The organism is Vibrio sp. T9 (assembly GCF_003123985.1).
Taxonomy (GTDB): Bacteria; Pseudomonadota; Gammaproteobacteria; order Enterobacterales; family Vibrionaceae; genus Vibrio; species Vibrio diabolicus.
Window position 1 is genome coordinate 110,042 of sequence record NZ_NIGY01000006.1, and the last position, 19,050, is coordinate 129,091.

The 19,050-nt window shown below is 44.7% G+C and carries 15 protein-coding genes; 9 read left to right on the forward strand and 6 right to left on the reverse strand.

Annotated elements, in window-relative coordinates; genetic code table 11:
- Nucleotides 1–23: 23 nt before the first annotated feature.
- The 4 genes from CBX98_RS13530 to nadC all read right to left on the reverse strand — a co-directional run bounded on the left by CBX98_RS13530 (nt 24) and on the right by nadC (nt 4,579).
- Entirely contained in the window at nt 24–1,247 is a 1,224-nt protein-coding gene (locus CBX98_RS13530) for a type II secretion system F family protein (RefSeq protein ID WP_048625970.1), read from the reverse strand.
- Nucleotides 1,248–1,270: 23 nt separating this feature from the next.
- Entirely contained in the window at nt 1,271–2,956 is a 1,686-nt protein-coding gene (gene pilB / locus CBX98_RS13535) for a type IV-A pilus assembly ATPase PilB (RefSeq protein WP_109169462.1), read from the reverse strand.
- A 14-nt stretch (nt 2,957–2,970) separates the two neighbouring features.
- On the reverse strand, nt 2,971–3,429 hold the full coding sequence (locus tag CBX98_RS13540; protein WP_047008977.1) for a pilin: 459 nt from the start codon (nt 3,427–3,429) through the stop codon (nt 2,971–2,973).
- 262 nt (nt 3,430–3,691) lie between these two features.
- On the reverse strand, nt 3,692–4,579 hold the full coding sequence (gene nadC / locus CBX98_RS13545) for a carboxylating nicotinate-nucleotide diphosphorylase (RefSeq protein ID WP_109169464.1): 888 nt from the start codon (nt 4,577–4,579) through the stop codon (nt 3,692–3,694).
- A 92-nt stretch (nt 4,580–4,671) separates the two neighbouring features.
- Here nadC and ampD point away from each other — a divergent pair, with 92 nt between their 5' ends.
- The 5 genes from ampD to lpdA all read left to right on the forward strand — a co-directional run bounded on the left by ampD (nt 4,672) and on the right by lpdA (nt 12,721).
- Nucleotides 4,672–5,223 carry a 1,6-anhydro-N-acetylmuramyl-L-alanine amidase AmpD gene (ampD, locus tag CBX98_RS13550; RefSeq protein WP_012841421.1) on the forward strand — a complete coding sequence of 184 codons (552 nt, stop codon included), beginning with the start codon at nt 4,672–4,674 and terminating at the stop codon, nt 5,221–5,223.
- Nucleotides 5,224–5,628: 405 nt separating this feature from the next.
- Nucleotides 5,629–6,396 carry a pyruvate dehydrogenase complex transcriptional repressor PdhR gene (gene pdhR / locus CBX98_RS13555; protein WP_005396680.1) on the forward strand — a complete coding sequence of 256 codons (768 nt, stop codon included), beginning with the start codon at nt 5,629–5,631 and terminating at the stop codon, nt 6,394–6,396.
- Nucleotides 6,397–6,444: 48 nt separating this feature from the next.
- Nucleotides 6,445–9,108: a pyruvate dehydrogenase (acetyl-transferring), homodimeric type gene (aceE, locus tag CBX98_RS13560; RefSeq protein WP_005396679.1), complete on the forward strand. Its 2,664-nt coding sequence runs from the start codon at nt 6,445–6,447 to the stop codon at nt 9,106–9,108.
- 19 nt (nt 9,109–9,127) lie between these two features.
- A complete protein-coding gene (gene aceF / locus CBX98_RS13565; protein ID WP_109169466.1) occupies nt 9,128–11,026 on the forward strand; it encodes a pyruvate dehydrogenase complex dihydrolipoyllysine-residue acetyltransferase in 1,899 nt (632 codons plus the stop codon).
- 267 nt (nt 11,027–11,293) lie between these two features.
- Entirely contained in the window at nt 11,294–12,721 is a 1,428-nt protein-coding gene (lpdA, locus tag CBX98_RS13570; RefSeq protein WP_005379993.1) for a dihydrolipoyl dehydrogenase, read from the forward strand.
- A 145-nt stretch (nt 12,722–12,866) separates the two neighbouring features.
- Here lpdA and opaR read toward each other — a convergent pair whose 3' ends face one another.
- Nucleotides 12,867–13,481, reverse strand: coding sequence for a transcriptional regulator OpaR (gene opaR, locus CBX98_RS13575; RefSeq protein ID WP_031780576.1), 615 nt, complete (start codon nt 13,479–13,481; stop codon nt 12,867–12,869).
- A gap of 318 nt (nt 13,482–13,799) precedes the next feature.
- Here opaR and hpt point away from each other — a divergent pair, with 318 nt between their 5' ends.
- Nucleotides 13,800–14,330: a hypoxanthine phosphoribosyltransferase gene (hpt, locus tag CBX98_RS13580; protein WP_005379995.1), complete on the forward strand. Its 531-nt coding sequence runs from the start codon at nt 13,800–13,802 to the stop codon at nt 14,328–14,330.
- Between the two features lie 77 nt (nt 14,331–14,407).
- Here hpt and can read toward each other — a convergent pair whose 3' ends face one another.
- Nucleotides 14,408–15,076 carry a carbonate dehydratase gene (can, locus tag CBX98_RS13585; protein WP_005379996.1) on the reverse strand — a complete coding sequence of 223 codons (669 nt, stop codon included), beginning with the start codon at nt 15,074–15,076 and terminating at the stop codon, nt 14,408–14,410.
- 277 nt (nt 15,077–15,353) lie between these two features.
- Here can and CBX98_RS13590 point away from each other — a divergent pair, with 277 nt between their 5' ends.
- From CBX98_RS13590 to CBX98_RS13600, 3 genes are all read left to right on the forward strand, one after another.
- On the forward strand, nt 15,354–17,024 hold the full coding sequence (locus tag CBX98_RS13590) for a SulP family inorganic anion transporter (protein ID WP_046875129.1): 1,671 nt from the start codon (nt 15,354–15,356) through the stop codon (nt 17,022–17,024).
- A 253-nt stretch (nt 17,025–17,277) separates the two neighbouring features.
- Nucleotides 17,278–18,195 carry an ABC transporter ATP-binding protein gene (locus CBX98_RS13595; protein WP_047008973.1) on the forward strand — a complete coding sequence of 306 codons (918 nt, stop codon included), beginning with the start codon at nt 17,278–17,280 and terminating at the stop codon, nt 18,193–18,195.
- Complete coding sequence (locus CBX98_RS13600) at nt 18,196–18,966, forward strand: ABC transporter permease (protein WP_005396714.1); 771 nt, start codon at nt 18,196–18,198, stop codon at nt 18,964–18,966.
- Nucleotides 18,967–19,050 lie beyond the last annotated feature (84 nt).

Here is a 19,050-nt window from a genome sequence, read left to right on the forward strand (position 1 = left end):
TTTAAAGGAGTTAACAGCTCATTCTAGCCCAATACACTCATTAAGTTAAAGATTGGCAAGTACATTGCTGTCACTAATCCGCCAACAACGATGCCTAAAAAAACGATAATTAGCGGCTCTAGAATTTTACTAAGGTTGTCGACGGTGTTATCGACTTCAAACTCGTAGATCGTTGCAACTTTATTGAGCATATCGTCAAGTCGACCAGACTCTTCACCGATCATGACCATTTGTAACACTAATTCAGGGAACACATTACAGTTACGCATGGCAACATACATTGGCATACCTGCGGCGGTATCACGGTAAACTTCTTCTATGGCGAGTTGATAGTGTAAGTTTCCTGAGGTTTTTGATGTGGTTTTTAAACTGGTTAGAATTGGAATACCCGCTGTAAAGCTTGTGGCGAGTGTTCGACTAAATTTGGCGATAGCGGCTTTTGATAATACAGGGCCCAGAACAGGAAATTTAAGCACAGAGCGGTTGAGCATTAAGCGAAAAGAATCTGAACGCTTAGAGAGGACTCTCGCCGAGATGAATAAACTAATGGAGCCTAGTGCGATAAACGGACTCCAGTTTTGTGTCCAGGCGGAAAGATCTAATACTTGCCTGGTAAACCAAGGTAAGTCAGCACCAAAACCAACAAACATTTTTTCAAACTCGGGAATGACTTTGGTGAGCATGATAAACGACACGCCTAACGCTACTAGCACTACCATCGCTGGGTAAATCAGTGCTTTGATCACTTTCGCACGAAGCTGCTCATTTTTTTCTCGGTAGGTGGCTAAGCGCTCGAATACTTCCGCTAAGTTACCGGATTGCTCACCTGTGGCGATAAGGTCGGTATAGAGTGGGTCAAAGTGTTCACTTGCAGTGCGCATGGCTTTTGACATGGGTGTACCCGCTTCGACGGCGCGTGTTACGCTCATCAAAATGGATTTCATCTCTGCTTTTTTGTGATTTTCTGATACCAATTTTAAAGCCTGAACTAAGGGTACACCGGTTATCAACATCGTCGAAATTTGACGGGTAAACACCGTGATGTCTCTGCCTTTCACGCGATGGCTGAGTTTAGTGAGAAACGAGATACTGCTTTTCTTTAACTTCTTGATCTTGATGTGTTGTGCGTCTAGACGCTCGCGTACTTCAATTTCTGTCATCGCGAGGGTTTGTCCAGACGTCTTTTTGCCTGAACTGTTGATGCCTTTCCAGCGGAAGTTTTTTAGTTGTGGTGTAGTGGTTTTCATAGAGGTGACTGCTGATTAAAGGATTAAAAATAAAGTACGCGCTGTAGTTCACTAAAACTTGTGATCCCTTGTTTGAGTTTTTCTATACCCGACATTTGTAACGTGCTCATACCATTTGCGATGGCGAGTTTTTCTAGTTCATGCACTGATGCGCCTTTTATAAGCGCTTCGGAAAGAAATTCATCAAAGCGCATCACTTCATAAATCCCCGTTCGGCCGGAATAACCATGGGTACACTCATTGCATCCATCGGGATTGGCTTTAAAAATGTTGTCGCTTGTTTGAATTCCGAGATGTTGTAGCTGAACGGTAAGCTCTTGTGATTGTTTGCAGTGTGAGCACAGTTTACGGGCCAAGCGCTGGGCAATAATCAAACTAAGAGAGGAGGCCAAGTTAAAGCTTTCTACGCCCATGTTTGATAAACGAATAACCGTTTCAGCCGCAGAATTGGTATGTAAGGTTGAAAGTACTAAGTGACCGGTTTGCGATGCTTTTATGGCTATTTCCGCAGTGTCTAAGTCACGAATCTCACCGACCATTACTACATCGGGGTCTTGACGTAAGAAAGAGCGCAGGGCTTCGGCAAAACCAAAACCAATCTTAGGCTGAACTTGAACTTGGTTAATGCCCGATAAGTTAATTTCTACTGGGTCTTCTGCCGTGGAAATGTTGATTTCTGGTTTATTGAGAATACTCAGCCCAGTGTACAGAGAAACGGTTTTACCGCTCCCGGTTGGGCCTGTCATCAGAATCATGCCTTGTGGGCGACGCAGCGCATCCAAGTACAATTTTTTTTGTTGTTCGCTATAACCAAGCTTGTCGATATCCAGTGACGCAGAGCTGCTGTCGAGCAGTCGTAATACAATTTTCTCTCCAAATAGAGTAGGCAGCGTGGATACACGCATATCAATTGCGGTGTCTTGACTCAACTTGAGCTTAATACGCCCATCTTGTGGTAAGCGCCTTTCGGCAATATCAAGCTTAGAGAGGATTTTGATACGAGCGGATAAGCGGCGGCTTAAGTGGCTTGGTGGCTGCTGTGTTTCAATTAAGATGCCATCACAGCGTAGGCGAACGCGGTACATCTTTTCATAGGGCTCAAAGTGGATATCGGATGCGCCTTTGCGCACAGCGTCCAACAGAATTTGGTTGATGTAACGGCTAACAGGAGACTCATCTTGGCTCAAGTCTTCAATGTTGTCGATTTCATCTGCGCCCACATCAACCAGGTTGGCTAATTCTTCTTGGTTGATCTCTTTTAATCCGGACTTCTCATGACTCAATGAACGACCATATAAGCGCCGAATCGCAGCGGTCAGCTCGCGAAAATCAGCGAGAACAAGTTCTACTTGCAACCCTGTCGCAAAACGAAAGTCATCTTCTGCTTGTTGGTTCGTGGGGTCGGCAACAGCTAATAATAAAGTTGAAGAAGTACGCTGGAGTGGGAGTGCGTTATGTCGAGTGATTAATTCACGTAGACCGAGTTGTTGACAAAGCGAAGCGTACTTGTACTGAGATAACTCGGGCTGATTTAAACCAAAGAGAGAGCTTAAGTGCTCAGCGAGTTCGCTTGACGTGAATAACCCTGAACTGAGTAAAGCTTCCGGCATCGAAATGCCAGAAGCTTTGACTTGCTCTATTAACGATTCTTCTTGGGAAAACGTCAGTAACCCTTTTTGGCGAAGAATGGTTGAGAGGTTGGTTAGCATCTATACTAGCGACACTAGCGACAGTTTTTTGGTAACAAATCGTCTGTAACAGGGCTAGCTGAGGAGCCTTGACATGTCCAAGTACCATCAGAAGCACGAACCAACTCAAAGTTTTTGCTAGTGATAAGGTTACTTACGCCTGAGGCATTGAACGTGAACTTGATAGTGCCACCAGCTGAACTAGCAGTTGAAAATGCGATAACACCTGAAGGGATTGTGCTCGGTACACCTAGATCTGCTTCTGTTTGGTTAGCTGTTGAACCATCCGGAAAAGCACCATTTTCTACAGCGTAAGCTTCAACGTTAGTTTTTACACCAGTTAATGTAGCTAATGCGGATGCGACTTCTGATTTCGCTACATATTTTTGATATTGAGGAATTGCAATCGCTGCTAAAACACCGATAACTGCTACCACAATCATCAATTCAATCAGAGTAAAACCCTGTTGTTTTTTCTGTTTACTGTTTTTCATTTTTAACCCTTTCCTAAAAATTAATAATGCTCTTGCATTAGCGAAAGATTATGGAGAGTTAAGGTGGGTTGAAAATGGGGAAGGGATGGGCTCTCGAGTGAGATAAAACTCTTTGGTGAAAAGTTGCATATCGCATGCAGAGTTTTGCGAGTAGTACTATTTTTTTAGTGGATAAAAAGAAAGGGCCAATTGGCCCTTTTAAATGATGAGTTACTCACAACTCACTGAGTTAGTTGAAGTAATTGAGATTGTGTTGCTTTTATTATTTGAAGCGCATCGAAAGATCCATCGCTTTTAAATGCTTAGTCAACGCGCCTACCGAAATGTAATCGACACCGGTTTCTGCGTATTCTGCGATGGTCTCTAGCGTAATGTTGCCGGAGTTCTCTAAAGCGGCACGACCTGCGTTAATCGCTACGGCTTCACGCATCATTTCTTTTGTGAAGTTATCGAGCATGATGATGTCGGCACCGGCGTTTATCGCTTGTTTCAACTCTTCTAAGCTTTCCGTTTCTACTTCTACCGGTTTGCCTGGGTTAAGCTCTTTCGCTTTTTGGATCGCTTGAGTAATACCGCCACAAGCAATGATGTGGTTTTCTTTAATAAGGTAAGCATCGAACACACCGATGCGATGGTTAAAGCCACCACCACACGTCACGGCGTATTTTAGTGCGCTACGCAGACCAGGAATGGTTTTACGTGTGTCTAGTAGACGACACTCAGTATGCGCGATTTTTTCAGCGTACTCTGCGGTAACTGTTGCGCAGCCAGACAGCGTTTGGATGAAGTTCATTGCGTTACGCTCACCAGTCAACAAGTCACGAGCAGGGCCTGTCAGCGTGCAAAGGGTTTGGTTAGGTTCGACTTTATCGCCGTCCTTTACGTGCCATTCAATACTGACCTTACCACCGAGCTGCTTAAAAACTTCATCAGCCCATGCTTGACCACAGAACACACCATGCTCACGAGTAATAATCGTTGCGGTATTAACCGCCTCGGCAGGGATCAAAGATGCAGTAATGTCGTTATCTGCGTCGACATTGCCACCTAGATCTTCTTTTAAGGTATCAGCGACAGAGCGAGTGATCTCTAAAGGGAGTTGTTGTTTAAGGTATTCTAGGCGTTCTTGAATGTTGTGTGTGTTCTTCATCGCAAATCTTGTCTTGAAAGGGAGATGGCAACGAATGATACTCTCCGGTGTCAATAATTTCAGCAGTTAATTTGCAAAGTAGAGAGGTTGATATGCGCCCAATTATCGAGAATGGCTGGCTGACACAGGCAAAGCATGTTCCGTCACCATTTTTTGATGCTCGCTCTGATATAAACGACATCTCTCTGCTGGTGGTACACAACATCAGTTTGCCTCCTGGGCAGTTTGGTGGACCATATATAGAGGACTTCTTCACTGGCAAGCTAGACCCAAACGCACATCCATTTTTTGAAGTTATTCACAAAATGGGCGTTTCTGCACATTGCTTGATTAAGAGAAACGGCGAGGTTGTTCAATTTGTTTCTTTTCTCGATAGAGCATGGCATGCCGGTCAATCCAGTTTCGCGGGCAGGGAGCGTTGTAATGACTATTCCATTGGTATCGAGCTTGAAGGGACAGAATTTACTGCCTACACAGATGCGCAATATCAATCACTTGCAGAGATCACTGAGGTGATTATGCAGTCTTATCCCCACATCACCCTGCCACGAATTACCGGTCATCAATATATTGCGCCCTTGAGAAAAAGCGATCCTGGTCTAAGCTTTGATTGGGTGAAATATAGACAGCTTATACAGCGTTGATTTGTAGCGAAAGTGTAAATTCAAAAAAGCGAAATAAATAAGGCATACGATCAGGTATGCCTTTTTTTGATACCAGAAATATTAATGATTGTTAAAAGTTAACTACATTTTTACGCTCGCATACGCCGTTTTGGTGAAGAAATAGACTGATAATTTTGTCATTTTCTGTATTTCTTTTCCAAAATTGCTAGCACGTCGACTTCCCATTTGTATGCTTTATGTAATTGGTCATACCAATTCTATTGCTGTTTTAACAGTCGATTGTTATCAGAGTGTTGGAAGTAAGCTCGTTCTATGATTTAGGTCAATTTTCGGCTGGACAGTGGCGTTTTAATTATGTTAATTTCTGCACCAACTTAAAATTGGTATTACCAATTACCTGCAAGAGTAGAAGAACAATAAATTATGGCTTATCAAAGGATTCGTCAGCCAAAACTCTCTGATGTTATAGAACAAGAGTTAGAAAGGTTGATAGTGGAAGGAACATTGTCTCCGGGGCAACAACTGCCTCCAGAGCGTGAACTGGCAAGACAGTTCGATGTGTCTCGTCCTTCAGTCCGAGAAGCCATTCAACGCTTAGAAGCGAAGCGTTTGTTAACTCGTCGCCAAGGTGGCGGAACATTCGTAAGTGAGAATATCTGGAAGAGCTTTTCAGATCCCTTGTTGAATTTGTTGTCTAGTCATTCTGAAACCCAGCTTGATGTGCTTGAGTCTCGTCATGCAATGGAAGGAATTTCAGCTTACTTTGCAGCTTTACGTGGTACCGAAGAAGATTTTGCGCGTATTCAAGGTTGCCTTGAACGCATTAGCCAAGAGCAAGCAAACAACGATATCGAAGCTGAATCTGCGGAAGTGATGCAATTTTTGATCGCTTTGACCGAAGCCGCGCACAACGTGGTTTTGTTGCACATTGTTCGAAGCTTAGCACCTTTGCTTGAGCAAAATATTCTACAAAATTTTAAATTACTACGTCGCCGCCCAGAAGCGGTCGAGAAAGTCAGTAAACACCGAGCCAATATCGTGGATGCGATTGTTTCTGGTCAGCCTGAAAAGGCGCGAGAAATGTCCCACTCGCACTTGGCTTACATCGAAGAAACATTGTTGGATTTGACTCGAGAAGAGTCTCGACGAGAGCGTTCTCTACGTCGAATTCAGCAGGGTAATGACTCGTAAGAGCGTTACTTAAATAAGTAGATCCAACCAACAGAAGGATAGATCGCCATGTCTGATATGAAGCATGACGTAGATGCACTGGAAACTCAAGAATGGCTACAAGCGCTTGAGTCAGTTGTACGTGAAGAAGGTCTAGAGCGTGCTCAATTCCTATTAGAGCAAGTTCTAGATAAAGCACGTCTAGACGGTGTTGATATGCCAACAGGTATCACAACTAACTACATCAACACGATTCCTGCAGACCAAGAACCAGCATACCCAGGTGACACAACACTTGAGCGTCGTATTCGCTCAATTATTCGTTGGAACGCTATCATGATCGTTCTACGTGCATCTAAGAAAGACCTAGAGCTAGGCGGCCACATGGCGTCTTTCCAGTCTTCTGCTGCGTTCTACGAGACATGTTTCAACCACTTCTTCCGTGCACCAAACGAGAAGGATGGTGGCGACCTAGTTTACTACCAAGGTCACATTTCACCAGGTATCTACTCACGTGCATTCGTTGAAGGTCGTCTAACTGAAGAGCAGCTAGACAACTTCCGTCAAGAAGTAGACGGCAAAGGTATTCCTTCATACCCGCACCCTAAACTGATGCCTGAATTCTGGCAGTTCCCGACAGTATCGATGGGCCTAGGTCCAATCGCTTCTATCTACCAAGCTCGTTTCCTTAAGTACCTAGAAGGCCGTGGTCTTAAAGATACTTCAGAGCAGCGCGTTTACGCGTTCCTAGGTGACGGTGAGATGGATGAGCCAGAATCACGTGGTGCTATCTCTTTCGCTGCGCGTGAGAAACTAGACAACCTATGCTTCCTAATCAACTGTAACCTACAGCGCCTAGATGGCCCTGTAATGGGTAACGGTAAGATCATTCAAGAACTTGAAGGTCTGTTCAAAGGTGCTGGTTGGAACGTAGTGAAGGTAATCTGGGGTAACAACTGGGATTCACTACTAGCTAAAGATACTTCTGGTAAGCTTCTACAGCTTATGAACGAAACGATCGATGGCGACTACCAAACATTCAAATCAAAAGATGGCGCGTACGTACGTGAGCACTTCTTTGGTAAGTACCCTGAGACAGCGGCACTTGTTGCTGACATGACTGATGACGAAATCTTCGCACTTAAGCGTGGTGGTCACGAGTCTTCTAAGCTATACGCGGCATACAAAAACGCGGCAGAAACTAAAGGTCGTCCAACAGTAATCCTAGCTAAGACTGTTAAAGGTTACGGCATGGGTGAAGCGGCTGAAGGTAAGAACATCGCGCACCAAGTTAAGAAGATGGACATGACTCACGTACTACACCTACGTGATCGTCTAGGTCTTCAAGACATCCTAACTGACGAAGCTGTGAAAGAACTTCCGTACCTGAAACTTGAAGAAGGTTCAAAAGAGTACGAATACCTACACGCTCGTCGTAAAGCGCTACACGGCTACACACCACAGCGTCTACCAAAATTCACTCAAGAATTCATCGTTCCTGAGCTAGAAGAATTCAAGCCACTACTAGAAGAACAGAAGCGTGATATCTCTTCTACTATGGCATTCGTACGTGCACTAAACGTTCTACTTAAGAACAAGAACATTGGTAAGAACATCGTTCCTATCATTGCTGACGAAGCGCGTACATTCGGTATGGAAGGTCTGTTCCGTCAAATCGGTATCTACAACCCGCACGGCCAAACTTACACACCAGAAGACCGTGGCGTTGTTTCTTACTACAAAGAAGCGACTTCAGGTCAGGTTCTACAAGAAGGTATCAACGAGCTAGGCGCTATGTCTTCATGGGTTGCTGCTGCGACTTCGTACTCGACAAACGATCTACCAATGATCCCGTTCTACATCTACTACTCAATGTTCGGCTTCCAACGTGTTGGCGACATGGCGTGGATGGCTGGTGACCAACAAGCACGTGGTTTCCTACTAGGTGCAACTGCGGGTCGTACAACGTTGAACGGTGAAGGTCTACAGCACGAAGACGGCCACTCGCACATTTTGGCGGGTACGGTTCCTAACTGTATTTCTTACGACCCAACATTCGCGTACGAAGTAGCAGTAATCATGCAAGACGGTATCCGTCGCATGTACGGTCCAGAACAAGAAAACGTGTTCTACTACCTAACGCTAATGAACGAAAACTACGCAATGCCAGCAATGCCAGAAGGCGCTGAAGAAGGCATCCGTAAAGGTATCTACAAGCTAGAAACTTACACGGGCGACAAAGCGAAAGTTCAGCTAATGAGCTCTGGTACTATCATGAATGAAGTACGTAAAGCAGCTCAAATCCTAAGCGAAGATTACGGTGTTGCTTCTGATGTTTACTCGGTAACGTCATTCAACGAACTAACTCGCGATGGCCAAGATGCAGAGCGTTTCAACATGCTTCACCCAGAAGCGGAAGCGAAAGTACCTTACATCCAAACAGTAATGGGTACTGAGCCTGCTATCGCAGCAACTGACTACATGAAGAACTACGCAGAGCAGGTTCGTGCATACATTCCTGCTGAATCTTTCAAAGTTCTTGGTACTGATGGCTTTGGTCGTTCAGACAGCCGTGAAAACCTACGTCGTCACTTCGAAGTGAACGCAGGTTACGTAGTAGTAGCAGCGCTAACTGAACTAGCGAAACGTGGCGAAGTTGAGAAATCTGTAGTTGCAGAAGCAATTAAGAAATTCGACATCGACACAGAGAAAACAAACCCGCTATACGCTTAATTAAGAAGGTAGATAAGAAATGGCAATCGAAATTAATGTACCAGACATCGGTGCGGATGAGGTTGAAGTTACTGAGATTCTTGTAAGCGTTGGCGACAAGGTTGAAGAAGAGCAGTCTCTGATCACAGTTGAAGGCGATAAAGCTTCTATGGAAGTTCCTGCTTCTCAAGCGGGTATCGTTAAAGAAATCAAAGTTGCAGAAGGCGACAAGGTTTCTACTGGTTCTCTAATCATGATTTTCGAAGCCGAGGGTGCAGCTGACGCTGCACCTGCTCCTGCGGCAGAAGCAGCTCCAGCAGCAGCTCCAGCTCCAGCAGCAGCGGCAGAACTAAAAGAAGTTCACGTACCAGACATCGGTGGTGATGAAGTAGAAGTTACTGAAATCATGGTTGCCGTTGGCGACAGCATCGAAGAAGAGCAATCTCTTCTAACTGTTGAAGGCGACAAAGCTTCTATGGAAGTTCCAGCGCCATTCGCAGGGACTCTAAAAGAGATCAAAGTTGCAGCTGGCGATAAAGTATCGACTGGCTCACTTATCATGGTATTCGAAACAGCAGGTTCAGGCGCTCCAGCAGCACCAGCACCAGCGGCAGCTGAAGCTCCTGCGGCAGCAGCTCCAGCAGCGTCTGCGGCAAAAGAAGTGAACGTTCCAGATATCGGCGGCGACGAAGTTGAAGTTACTGAGATCATGGTTGCAGTTGGCGACACAGTGGAAGAAGAGCAATCTCTAATCACTGTTGAAGGTGACAAAGCTTCTATGGAAGTTCCTGCACCATTTGCTGGTACGGTTAAAGAAATCAAGATTGCAGCTGGCGACAAGGTGTCTACTGGCTCACTAATCATGGTATTCGAAGTGGCGGGCGCAGCACCTGCTCCTGCAGCAGCTCCAGCTCAAGCGGCAGCACCTGCAGCTCCGGCTCCTAAAGCAGAAGCTCCAGCGGCAGCAGCTCCAGCAGCGACTGGCGACTTCAAAGAGAACGACGAGTACGCTCACGCGTCTCCAGTTGTTCGTCGTCTAGCGCGTGAATTTGGCGTTAACCTTTCTAAGGTTAAAGGTTCTGGTCGTAAGAGCCGTATCCTAAAAGAAGACGTTCAAGCTTACGTGAAAGATGCGCTTAAGCGTCTTGAGTCTGGCGCAGGTGCAGCAGCATCTGGCAAAGGTGACGGCGCGGCTCTTGGTCTACTACCATGGCCAAAAGTGGACTTCAGCAAATTTGGTGAGACAGAAGTTCAACCGCTATCTCGCATTAAGAAGATCTCTGGCGCAAACCTACACCGTAACTGGGTAATGATCCCGCACGTTACACAGTGGGATAACGCAGACATCACGGCTCTTGAAGCATTCCGTAAAGAGCAAAACGCGATTGAAGCGAAGAAAGACACTGGAATGAAGATCACACCACTTGTGTTCATCATGAAAGCGGTAGCTAAAGCGCTTGAAGCGTTCCCAGCGTTCAACTCTTCTCTATCAGAAGACGGTGAGAGCCTAATTCTGAAGAAATACGTGAATGTTGGTATCGCGGTAGATACACCAAACGGTCTAGTTGTTCCTGTATTTAAAGACGTGAACAAGAAAGGCATCTACGAGCTATCTGAAGAGCTAATGGCTGTTTCTAAGAAAGCACGTGCAGGCAAGCTAACTGCTGCTGACATGCAAGGTGGCTGTTTCACTATCTCTAGCCTAGGCGGTATCGGCGGTACGGCGTTTACTCCAATCGTAAACGCGCCAGAAGTTGGTATCCTAGGTGTGTCTAAGTCAGAAATGAAACCGGTATGGAACGGTAAAGAGTTCGAACCGCGTCTACAACTTCCACTATCTCTATCATACGACCACCGTGTGATCGATGGTGCTGAAGGTGCGCGCTTCATCACTTACCTAAACTCATGTCTATCTGACATTCGTCGTCTAGTTCTGTAATAGAAATTAGATGAATGAGAGGCGGCAATTTAGCCGCCTCTGCTAATCATAATTACCGACAATTTGGTTATCAGCCTTGCTTCGTTCAGGGTTTTCACAATCGAATTGTTGTCTAGCTCACAGGCTAAATTGATTTACTTTTCACACCATTAACATCTCTGTAAACTGTTAGCGGTCTGAAAATAACTGTTTAAAACAAATCTCTCTTAAACATAAAAAATCGATACCCACTCAGCCTGTTAGGGATAATGACTACAAGAGGTCAAAATGAGCAAAGAAATTAAAGCCCAAGTTGTTGTACTTGGTTCTGGTCCTGCTGGTTACTCCGCTGCATTCCGTTGTGCGGACTTAGGTCTTGAAACTGTACTAGTTGAACGTTACAGCACGCTTGGCGGTGTATGTCTGAACGTGGGTTGTATCCCATCTAAAGCACTGCTTCACGTTTCTAAAGTAATTGAAGAAGCGAAAGCGATGGCTGACCACGGCGTTGTGTTCGGTGAGCCTCAAACAGACATCAGCAAAATCCGCATCTGGAAAGAAAAAGTTGTTAACCAACTAACTGGCGGCCTAAGCGGCATGGCTAAGATGCGTAACGTTACAGTAGTTAACGGTTACGGTAAGTTCACTGGCCCTAACTCTATCCTTGTAGAAGGCGAAGGTGAGCCAACAGTTGTTAACTTTGACAACGCAATCGTTGCGGCTGGTTCTCGTCCAATCAAACTGCCATTTATCCCGCATGAAGACCCACGTATTTGGGACTCTACTGACGCTCTTGAACTAAAAGAAGTGCCAGAAAAACTGCTTATCATGGGGGGTGGTATCATCGGTCTAGAAATGGGTACGGTTTACCACTCTCTAGGTTCTAAAGTTGAAGTTGTTGAAATGTTTGACCAGGTAATTCCTGCAGCAGACAAAGATATCGTGAAAGTATTTACTAAGCGTATCAAAGACAAGTTCAAGCTAATGCTAGAAACGAAAGTAACAGCAGTTGAAGCAAAAGAAGACGGTATCTACGTTTCAATGGAAGGCAAGAAAGCGCCAGCTGAAGCTGAGCGTTACGATGCGGTTCTAGTTGCTATCGGTCGTGTACCAAATGGTAAGCTAATTGACGGTGAAAAAGCGGGTCTAGAAATTGACGAGCGTGGCTTCATCAACGTTGATAAGCAAATGCGTACTAACGTTCCTCACATCTTCGCGATCGGTGATATCGTTGGTCAACCAATGCTTGCTCACAAAGGTGTGCATGAAGGTCACGTAGCTGCTGAAGTTATCTCTGGTAAGAAGCACTACTTCGACCCTAAAGTTATCCCTTCAATTGCGTACACTGAGCCAGAAGTAGCTTGGGTTGGTAAGACTGAAAAAGAAGCGAAAGAAGAAGGCATCAAGTACGAAGTGGCGACATTCCCATGGGCAGCATCAGGTCGTGCAATCGCATCTGACTGTGCAGACGGTATGACTAAGCTAATCTTCGACAAAGAAACTCACCGCGTAATCGGTGGTGCTATCGTTGGTACTAACGGTGGTGAACTACTTGGTGAAATCGGCCTTGCAATTGAGATGGGCTGTGATGCAGAAGATATCGCTCTGACTATCCACGCTCACCCAACTCTACATGAGTCTGTAGGTCTAGCTGCTGAAGTATTTGAAGGTTCAATCACTGACCTGCCAAACAAAAAAGCAGTTAAGAAGAAGTAAGCTTTTTCTGACTGAATGATAGAAACCGCTGCATTGCAGCGGTTTTTTTATGTTTGTTAGGTAGGAATATAAACGTGTGCTCGGCTGACAGCAGACAATAAAAAGCCCACCAAACGGTGGGCTGACATATATTGCGAGTTAAGCTTTAGTGTTCACGGTTGTAAATGCAGAGCATGTCTAAGTATGAACTAACAAGGTGCTTAAGTTCCGCTTCACTTTTTGCTCGGTTCGCTTGGACAAACAGTGAGTAACAAATACCGTGGAACAAGTTTGCCAAGTGTTCTGAATCGTGCTGGTCACACACTTCGCCACGTTCAATTGCTTTAATGAACATGTTTTGTACCAGTAACTGGTTAGTACGGTTAGTTGAAACAAACAATGGCCATACTTCATCACGTGTTGAAGCACTCCACTCGAACCAAACTTTTAGCCAGTGACAGTCTTGACTGACAAGCTCAATCATCGCGTTAGTGATATTGGCGATGTTTTCACGCGCGTGTAAGTCTAAGTCAATGTTATCCGATAGGAAGTTCGAGAACTGACGTACGACGTGGTTGAGTACTTCATCCACCAAGTCTTCACGAGTCGGGAAGTAGTTAAAAACGGTCGCCACAGAAACTTGAGCAATTTCTGCGATATCTGCGTGACCACCACGACCGATGCCGCGGCGCGCAAACACTTCCAATGCGATTTCCATTAACTGTTGCTTACGTTTGATCGGGGAAAGCCTAGTTCTAGGTCTCTTTGCAATTGAGTCCATATCCATTTTCCTTGCCATTTGAGTTGATATTGGGGGTAACCCCCTAATTGATTATTTTAATAGTTGCTTAAAGCAGTGATGAGTGTAATGGTGCATATCAACAAGGTCAACATCTGTAGAACAATTTATATACAGTAATGTCATTATTATTGATAAAATTAGCTATGAACTTTATAAAACTAAGACCTTCTTCCAAGATTTTTTGGCAACAGGATGTGACTTTCAACCCAATGAACGTGGTGATACACTACACGCCGTAAGATTAGGTGATCGTTTGCGTGCGACTTACCTCAACCCACAAATTAGATTGAGCACAGTATGAAACATACAATAGAAGTCATGATTTCTGAGCAAGAAGTTCAGGAACGAGTTCGTGAATTAGGCAAACAAATTACAGAGCGTTATCAAGGTAGTGAAGATCTTGTGTTGGTAGGCTTATTGCGTGGCTCATTTGTATTTATGGCAGACTTGGCACGTGCTATCGAACTGACTCACCAAGTTGATTTTATGACAGCGTCAAGCTACGGCAACACAATGGAAAGTTCACGTGACGTTCGTATCTTGAAAGATTTGGATGATGACATCAAAGGCAAAGACATTTTGCTTGTTGAAGACATCATTGATACAGGTAACACACTAAATAAAATCCGTGAGATCTTATCGCTGCGTGAGCCGAAGTCTATCGCGATTTGTACGCTCCTAGATAAACCATCTCGTCGTGAAGTGAATGTTCCTGTGGATTGGATTGGTTTTGAAATCCCAGATGAGTTTGTCGTTGGTGTGGGTATTGATTACGCGCAGAAATACCGCCACTTACCATACATCGGTAAAGTTGTACCTCAAGAATAATCATTGAGAGCAGCATTAAAAATACAAAAAAACGCCCATCTCAGATGGGCGTTTTTTGTTCAACTTTTAGATGTAGCTTAGCGACAAAGCAGCTTATTGTCTGTATTTAGAATCGTCGAAAGGGCTTTCTGATAAGACGCTTCTACGGTTTCCTTAGAGTTAGAACGAATGCCTAAGTACTCTAAACGACCATCTTCAATGCCGTATACCACGCCATGAATTTCAACATCTTGCCCACGCTCCCAAGCGTTTTGCAGGATGGTTGAGTTACCCAAGTTGTACACTTGCTCTGCGACATTAAGCTCGCCTAGTTTATCTGCTCGATCTTGCTGCGGCATTTGATCTAAGTAAGTGCGGTGTTTGAAATAGATATCTCTGATATGTAACAGCCAATTATTAATAAGACCTAGCTTAGGGTTATCAATGGCAGCGTTTACGCCACCACAGCCATAGTGTCCACAGACAATGATGTGCTTAACCTTAAGAACGTCTACGGCGTATTGAACGACGGACAGACAGTTGAGATCAGTATGGATGACTTGGTTTGCAACATTCCGATGAACGAATAGTTCACCCGAGTATAGTCCGGTTAGTCGCTCGGCAGGGACACGGCTATCAGAACAGCCAATCCAAAGAAAATCGGGCTTTTGACCCTCTGCGAGTTTTGCGAAGTATTCAGGTCGATCAGATTTGATCTCTTGAGACCATTTTGAATTGTTTTCAAATAACTGTTTAATTTCCGGCATCTTGCAAACTACTTCCCTTAAAAGACAAAAGCGCTGCCGCTTATATGAACATGCAAGCGATCAGTGTTGTAACTATACACAATGTTACAATTTCGATCCCGTTAAATATTCGTCAGACAGGACTCATCTGACTAGTTTTCATCAATAAAAACGTAAAATTAGGCCTAATTATTTGTGGTGTGAATTTAGCCTTAATCTATTTATGGTTTAAATTTTCGCCTGGCTCGTTAAAGTAATGACATTTTACTTTTTAAAATTGAATGCAGGGAAATCAGCAGTGTTCGGTAGTCGTTTTGAAGATATTAATTTCAAAGGGGATGTATTTGGCGGGGTAACCACGGCGATTATCTCTCTTCCTTTGGCGTTAGCGTTCGGTGTTGCATCCGGTGCAGGGGCAGAAGCAGGCCTCTGGGGCGCAATAATGGTCGGTTTGTTTGCTTCGTTGTTTGGTGGTTCTAATACGTTAATATCAGAACCAACAGGGCCAATGACGGTAATCATGACCGCTGTGTTAACCAGTATGATGGCGAAGTATCCAGAAACGGGCATGGCCATGACCTTCACGGTTGTTATGATGGCTGGCGCGTTCCAAATCCTATTAGGGACGTTAAAACTGGGTAAATACGTTACCTTGATGCCTTATAGCGTGATTTCGGGCTTTATGTCAGGGATTGGCGTGATTCTTATCATTTTGCAGCTATCACCTTTGATGGGGCATGCTGCTCCTTCTGGAGGAGTGCTCGGAACATTATCTGCTTTGCCGGAGACCATTTCTAACCTTAAGTTCAGTGAACTGTTTTTAGGTCTACTAACTTTGGGTATTCTCTTTTTCTTCCCTAAGCAGTATCGAAAATATGTACCAGCGCAACTCGTGGCGTTGGTTGCGGTGACTTTGTTGTCTGTGATGCTCTTCGATACGGAAGATATTCGTCGTATCGGTGAAATCCCGGCAGGATTGCCTTCTCTCGTTGCGCCTCATATTGATCCAGATATGTTTGTTGAGATGGTTATTGATGCGTTGGTGCTCGGCACCTTAGGTTGTATCGATACTTTGTTGACGGCGGTTATCGGTGACTCCTTGACTCGTAAAGAGCACGACTCAGACAAAGAACTGCGAGGCCAAGGTCTTGCCAACATGATCTCAGGCTTGTTCGGTGCACTACCTGGCGCGGGCGCAACGATGGGCACGGTGACTAACATTCAAGTTGGGGCTCGTTCGCCATTGTCCGGTGTGATTCGTGCACTTATGCTTGCATTGGTCGTATTGGTTGCTGGTGGATTAACGGAGCCGATCCCAATGGCTGTGTTGGCTGGCATTGCAGTATATGTCGGCTTTAACATTTTGGATTGGAGTTTTATTCAACGAGCACACAAGGTTAGCTTTTCCGGAATGGCGGTAATGTATGGCGTTATGTTGCTCACAGTGTTTGTTGATCTTATCGTTGCCGTGGGCTTGGGCGTCTTTATTTCCAACATTATTATCATTGAGCGTCTGAGCCGAGAACAGGCGAGGCAAGTGAAAGCGATCAGTGACGCGGATGAAGACGATGTGCCGCTAACTGACAGCGAGCGTGGCTTGCTTGATCGCGCCAATGGCAAAGTACTGTTCTTTTATCTTTCGGGTCCAATGATCTTCAGTGTTTCTAAGGCAATTTCACGCCAGCACTCCAGTATTTCGGATTATGATGTGATGATTCTCGATCTTACCGATGTACCTATGATTGATGTCACCGTCGGTTTAGCGTTAGAAAACGCGATTAAAGATGCGCTTGATGCTAATTGTGCCGTGTATTTGTTGTGTCCAAATGAGCGCACGCGAGAACAGCTAGAAAAGTTCCACGTTATTGATCTTGTCCCGAATGACAATATGTACCAATTCCGTTATGAAGCATTAAATGCGGCGGTAGCACATGTCGAGGCGGACCAGTATCAGCGTATAACGGCGTAATCACTCTGATCGTTAAAAACGCAACAGCGCTCTGTTGCGTTTTTTTATTCCCTAACTTTTCCTTACTTGCAGATAACCTTTACGTTGATAGGGACTATATTTCCAACATTATCGAAAGGTTTAATTGTAATCATCGTTATTCAACGATAAACTGATGGACCTCCAGTACAATACCCAAGGCGATTTCGTAGTAAACCGCTGATAAACATCGAGTCGGTATTAGTAATCACAAACAAACGGCAATCAAGACCTTATGTACGCATTAGAAATTGAACAGCTGCGCAAGACGTATGCAGGTGGCTTTGAGGCGTTAAAAGGTATTAGTCTCCAAGTGAAAAAGGGTGACTTCTACGCGCTTCTAGGTCCCAATGGTGCAGGAAAATCGACCACGATCGGCATCATCTCTTCCTTAGTGAACAAAACTTCTGGGACGACGAAAGTTTTCGGTTATGACATTGATACCGACCTTGAGTTGGCCAAACAGAATTTAGGCTTGGTGCCACAAGAGTTCAACTTCAATCAGTTTGAAACTGTTGAACAAATCGTGATGCAGCAAGCGGGCTATTACGGTGTGTCTAAAGTATTAGCCAAAGAACGAGCTGAAAAGTACCTGAAAAAACTCGATTTATGGGAAAAACGTAAAGAGCGTGCCCGTAATTTATCTGGCGGGATGAAGCGCCGTTTGATGATCGCCCGAGCTTTGATGCACGAGCCGCAGTTGCTCATTTTGGATGAGCCAACGGCTGGGGTGGACATTGAACTACGCCGCTCAATGTGGGAATTTCTGAAAGAGATCAACCAAGAGCAAGGGATTACGATTATTTTGACGACGCACTACCTAGAAGAAGCGGAGATGCTGTGTCGAAATATCGGCATTATTAACCGAGGTGAGTTGATCGAAAACACCACCATGAAGGCGTTGCTAGGTAAGTTAAGCGTCGAGACATTTATCCTAGACATTGAATCTGAAGGCGAGGTGCCTGAGCTTGAAGGCGTCAATCGACAAAGTATTGTTGATGGCTCTTTAGAGATAGAGCTAGATAAAAGCCAAGGATTGAACTCAGTGTTCAGTCAGTTAACAGAGCATGGTATTAGAGTTCTTTCAATGCGTAACAAAGCCAACCGACTGGAAGAGTTGTTTGTTAGCATTGTAAGAGAAGGGAGTAAGTAAATGTACGGTTTATATTGGACGGCATTTCGTAGCTTGCTGAGCAAAGAGATCACCCGTTTTACGCGTATTTGGGTGCAAACTTTAGTTCCGCCTGCAATCACAATGACACTGTATTTCATCATTTTCGGTAATCTTATTGGCTCTCGAATCGGTGAGATGAGCGGCTTTAGCTACATGGAGTACATAGTTCCAGGTTTGATCATGATGTCGGTGATCACCAATTCATACTCGAATGTGGCGTCTTCGTTCTTTAGTGCAAAACTACAGAAGAACATTGAAGAGCTGCTGGTGGCACCGGTGCCAAATTACGTGATTATTGCTGGATACGTAATGGGCGGTGTGACTCGAGGTTTGTTAGTTGGCGCTATTGTTACCTGTGTGTCTCTGTTGTTTGTGGATCTGCAAGTTGAACACTGGGGTATTATTGTTGCGACCGTCTTCATGACATCCGTTGTATTTGCTCTAGGCGGGCTGATCAATGCGGTCTATGCAAAAACGTTTGATGATATTTCGATCATTCCTACATTTGTGTTGACCCCGTTAACCTACTTGGGGGGTGTTTTTTATTCCATCAGCTTACTGCCTGAATTTTGGCAAGGTGTCTCTAAGATTAACCCAATCGTCTACATGGTGAATGCGTTCCGTTATGGTTTTTTAGGCGTATCGGATGTGGGTATTGTCACCTCATTCAGTGTGCTTGCGGTGTTTGTGATAGCACTGTATGCCGTTGCTCATTACTTAGTAACGAAAGGTATTGGGCTAAGAAGCTAAGACTCTCCCACACAACAAAGAGCAGCGAATCATGCTGCTCTTTGGCATGCATAACAATACACTCCCATACAATCTTTCGGTTTT

What these genes read in the sequence shown, in the direction of transcription:
- pdhR (WP_005396680.1), top strand. Translation starts at nt 5,629, where the DNA reads ATGGCTTATCAAAGGATTCGTCAGCCAAAACTCTCTGATGTTATAGAA.
- aceE (WP_005396679.1), top strand. Translation starts at nt 6,445, where the DNA reads ATGTCTGATATGAAGCATGACGTAGATGCACTGGAAACTCAAGAATGG.
- CBX98_RS13595 (WP_047008973.1), top strand. Translation starts at nt 17,278, where the DNA reads ATGTACGCATTAGAAATTGAACAGCTGCGCAAGACGTATGCAGGTGGC.
- opaR (WP_031780576.1), bottom strand. Translation starts at nt 13,481, where the DNA reads ATGGACTCAATTGCAAAGAGACCTAGAACTAGGCTTTCCCCGATCAAA.
- ampD (WP_012841421.1), top strand. Translation starts at nt 4,672, where the DNA reads ATGCGCCCAATTATCGAGAATGGCTGGCTGACACAGGCAAAGCATGTT.
- aceF (WP_109169466.1), top strand. Translation starts at nt 9,128, where the DNA reads ATGGCAATCGAAATTAATGTACCAGACATCGGTGCGGATGAGGTTGAA.
- CBX98_RS13530 (WP_048625970.1), bottom strand. Translation starts at nt 1,247, where the DNA reads ATGAAAACCACTACACCACAACTAAAAAACTTCCGCTGGAAAGGCATC.
- pilB (WP_109169462.1), bottom strand. Translation starts at nt 2,956, where the DNA reads ATGCTAACCAACCTCTCAACCATTCTTCGCCAAAAAGGGTTACTGACG.
- nadC (WP_109169464.1), bottom strand. Translation starts at nt 4,579, where the DNA reads ATGAAGAACACACACAACATTCAAGAACGCCTAGAATACCTTAAACAA.
- CBX98_RS13600 (WP_005396714.1), top strand. Translation starts at nt 18,196, where the DNA reads ATGTACGGTTTATATTGGACGGCATTTCGTAGCTTGCTGAGCAAAGAG.
- CBX98_RS13540 (WP_047008977.1), bottom strand. Translation starts at nt 3,429, where the DNA reads ATGAAAAACAGTAAACAGAAAAAACAACAGGGTTTTACTCTGATTGAA.
- can (WP_005379996.1), bottom strand. Translation starts at nt 15,076, where the DNA reads ATGCCGGAAATTAAACAGTTATTTGAAAACAATTCAAAATGGTCTCAA.
- lpdA (WP_005379993.1), top strand. Translation starts at nt 11,294, where the DNA reads ATGAGCAAAGAAATTAAAGCCCAAGTTGTTGTACTTGGTTCTGGTCCT.
- hpt (WP_005379995.1), top strand. Translation starts at nt 13,800, where the DNA reads ATGAAACATACAATAGAAGTCATGATTTCTGAGCAAGAAGTTCAGGAA.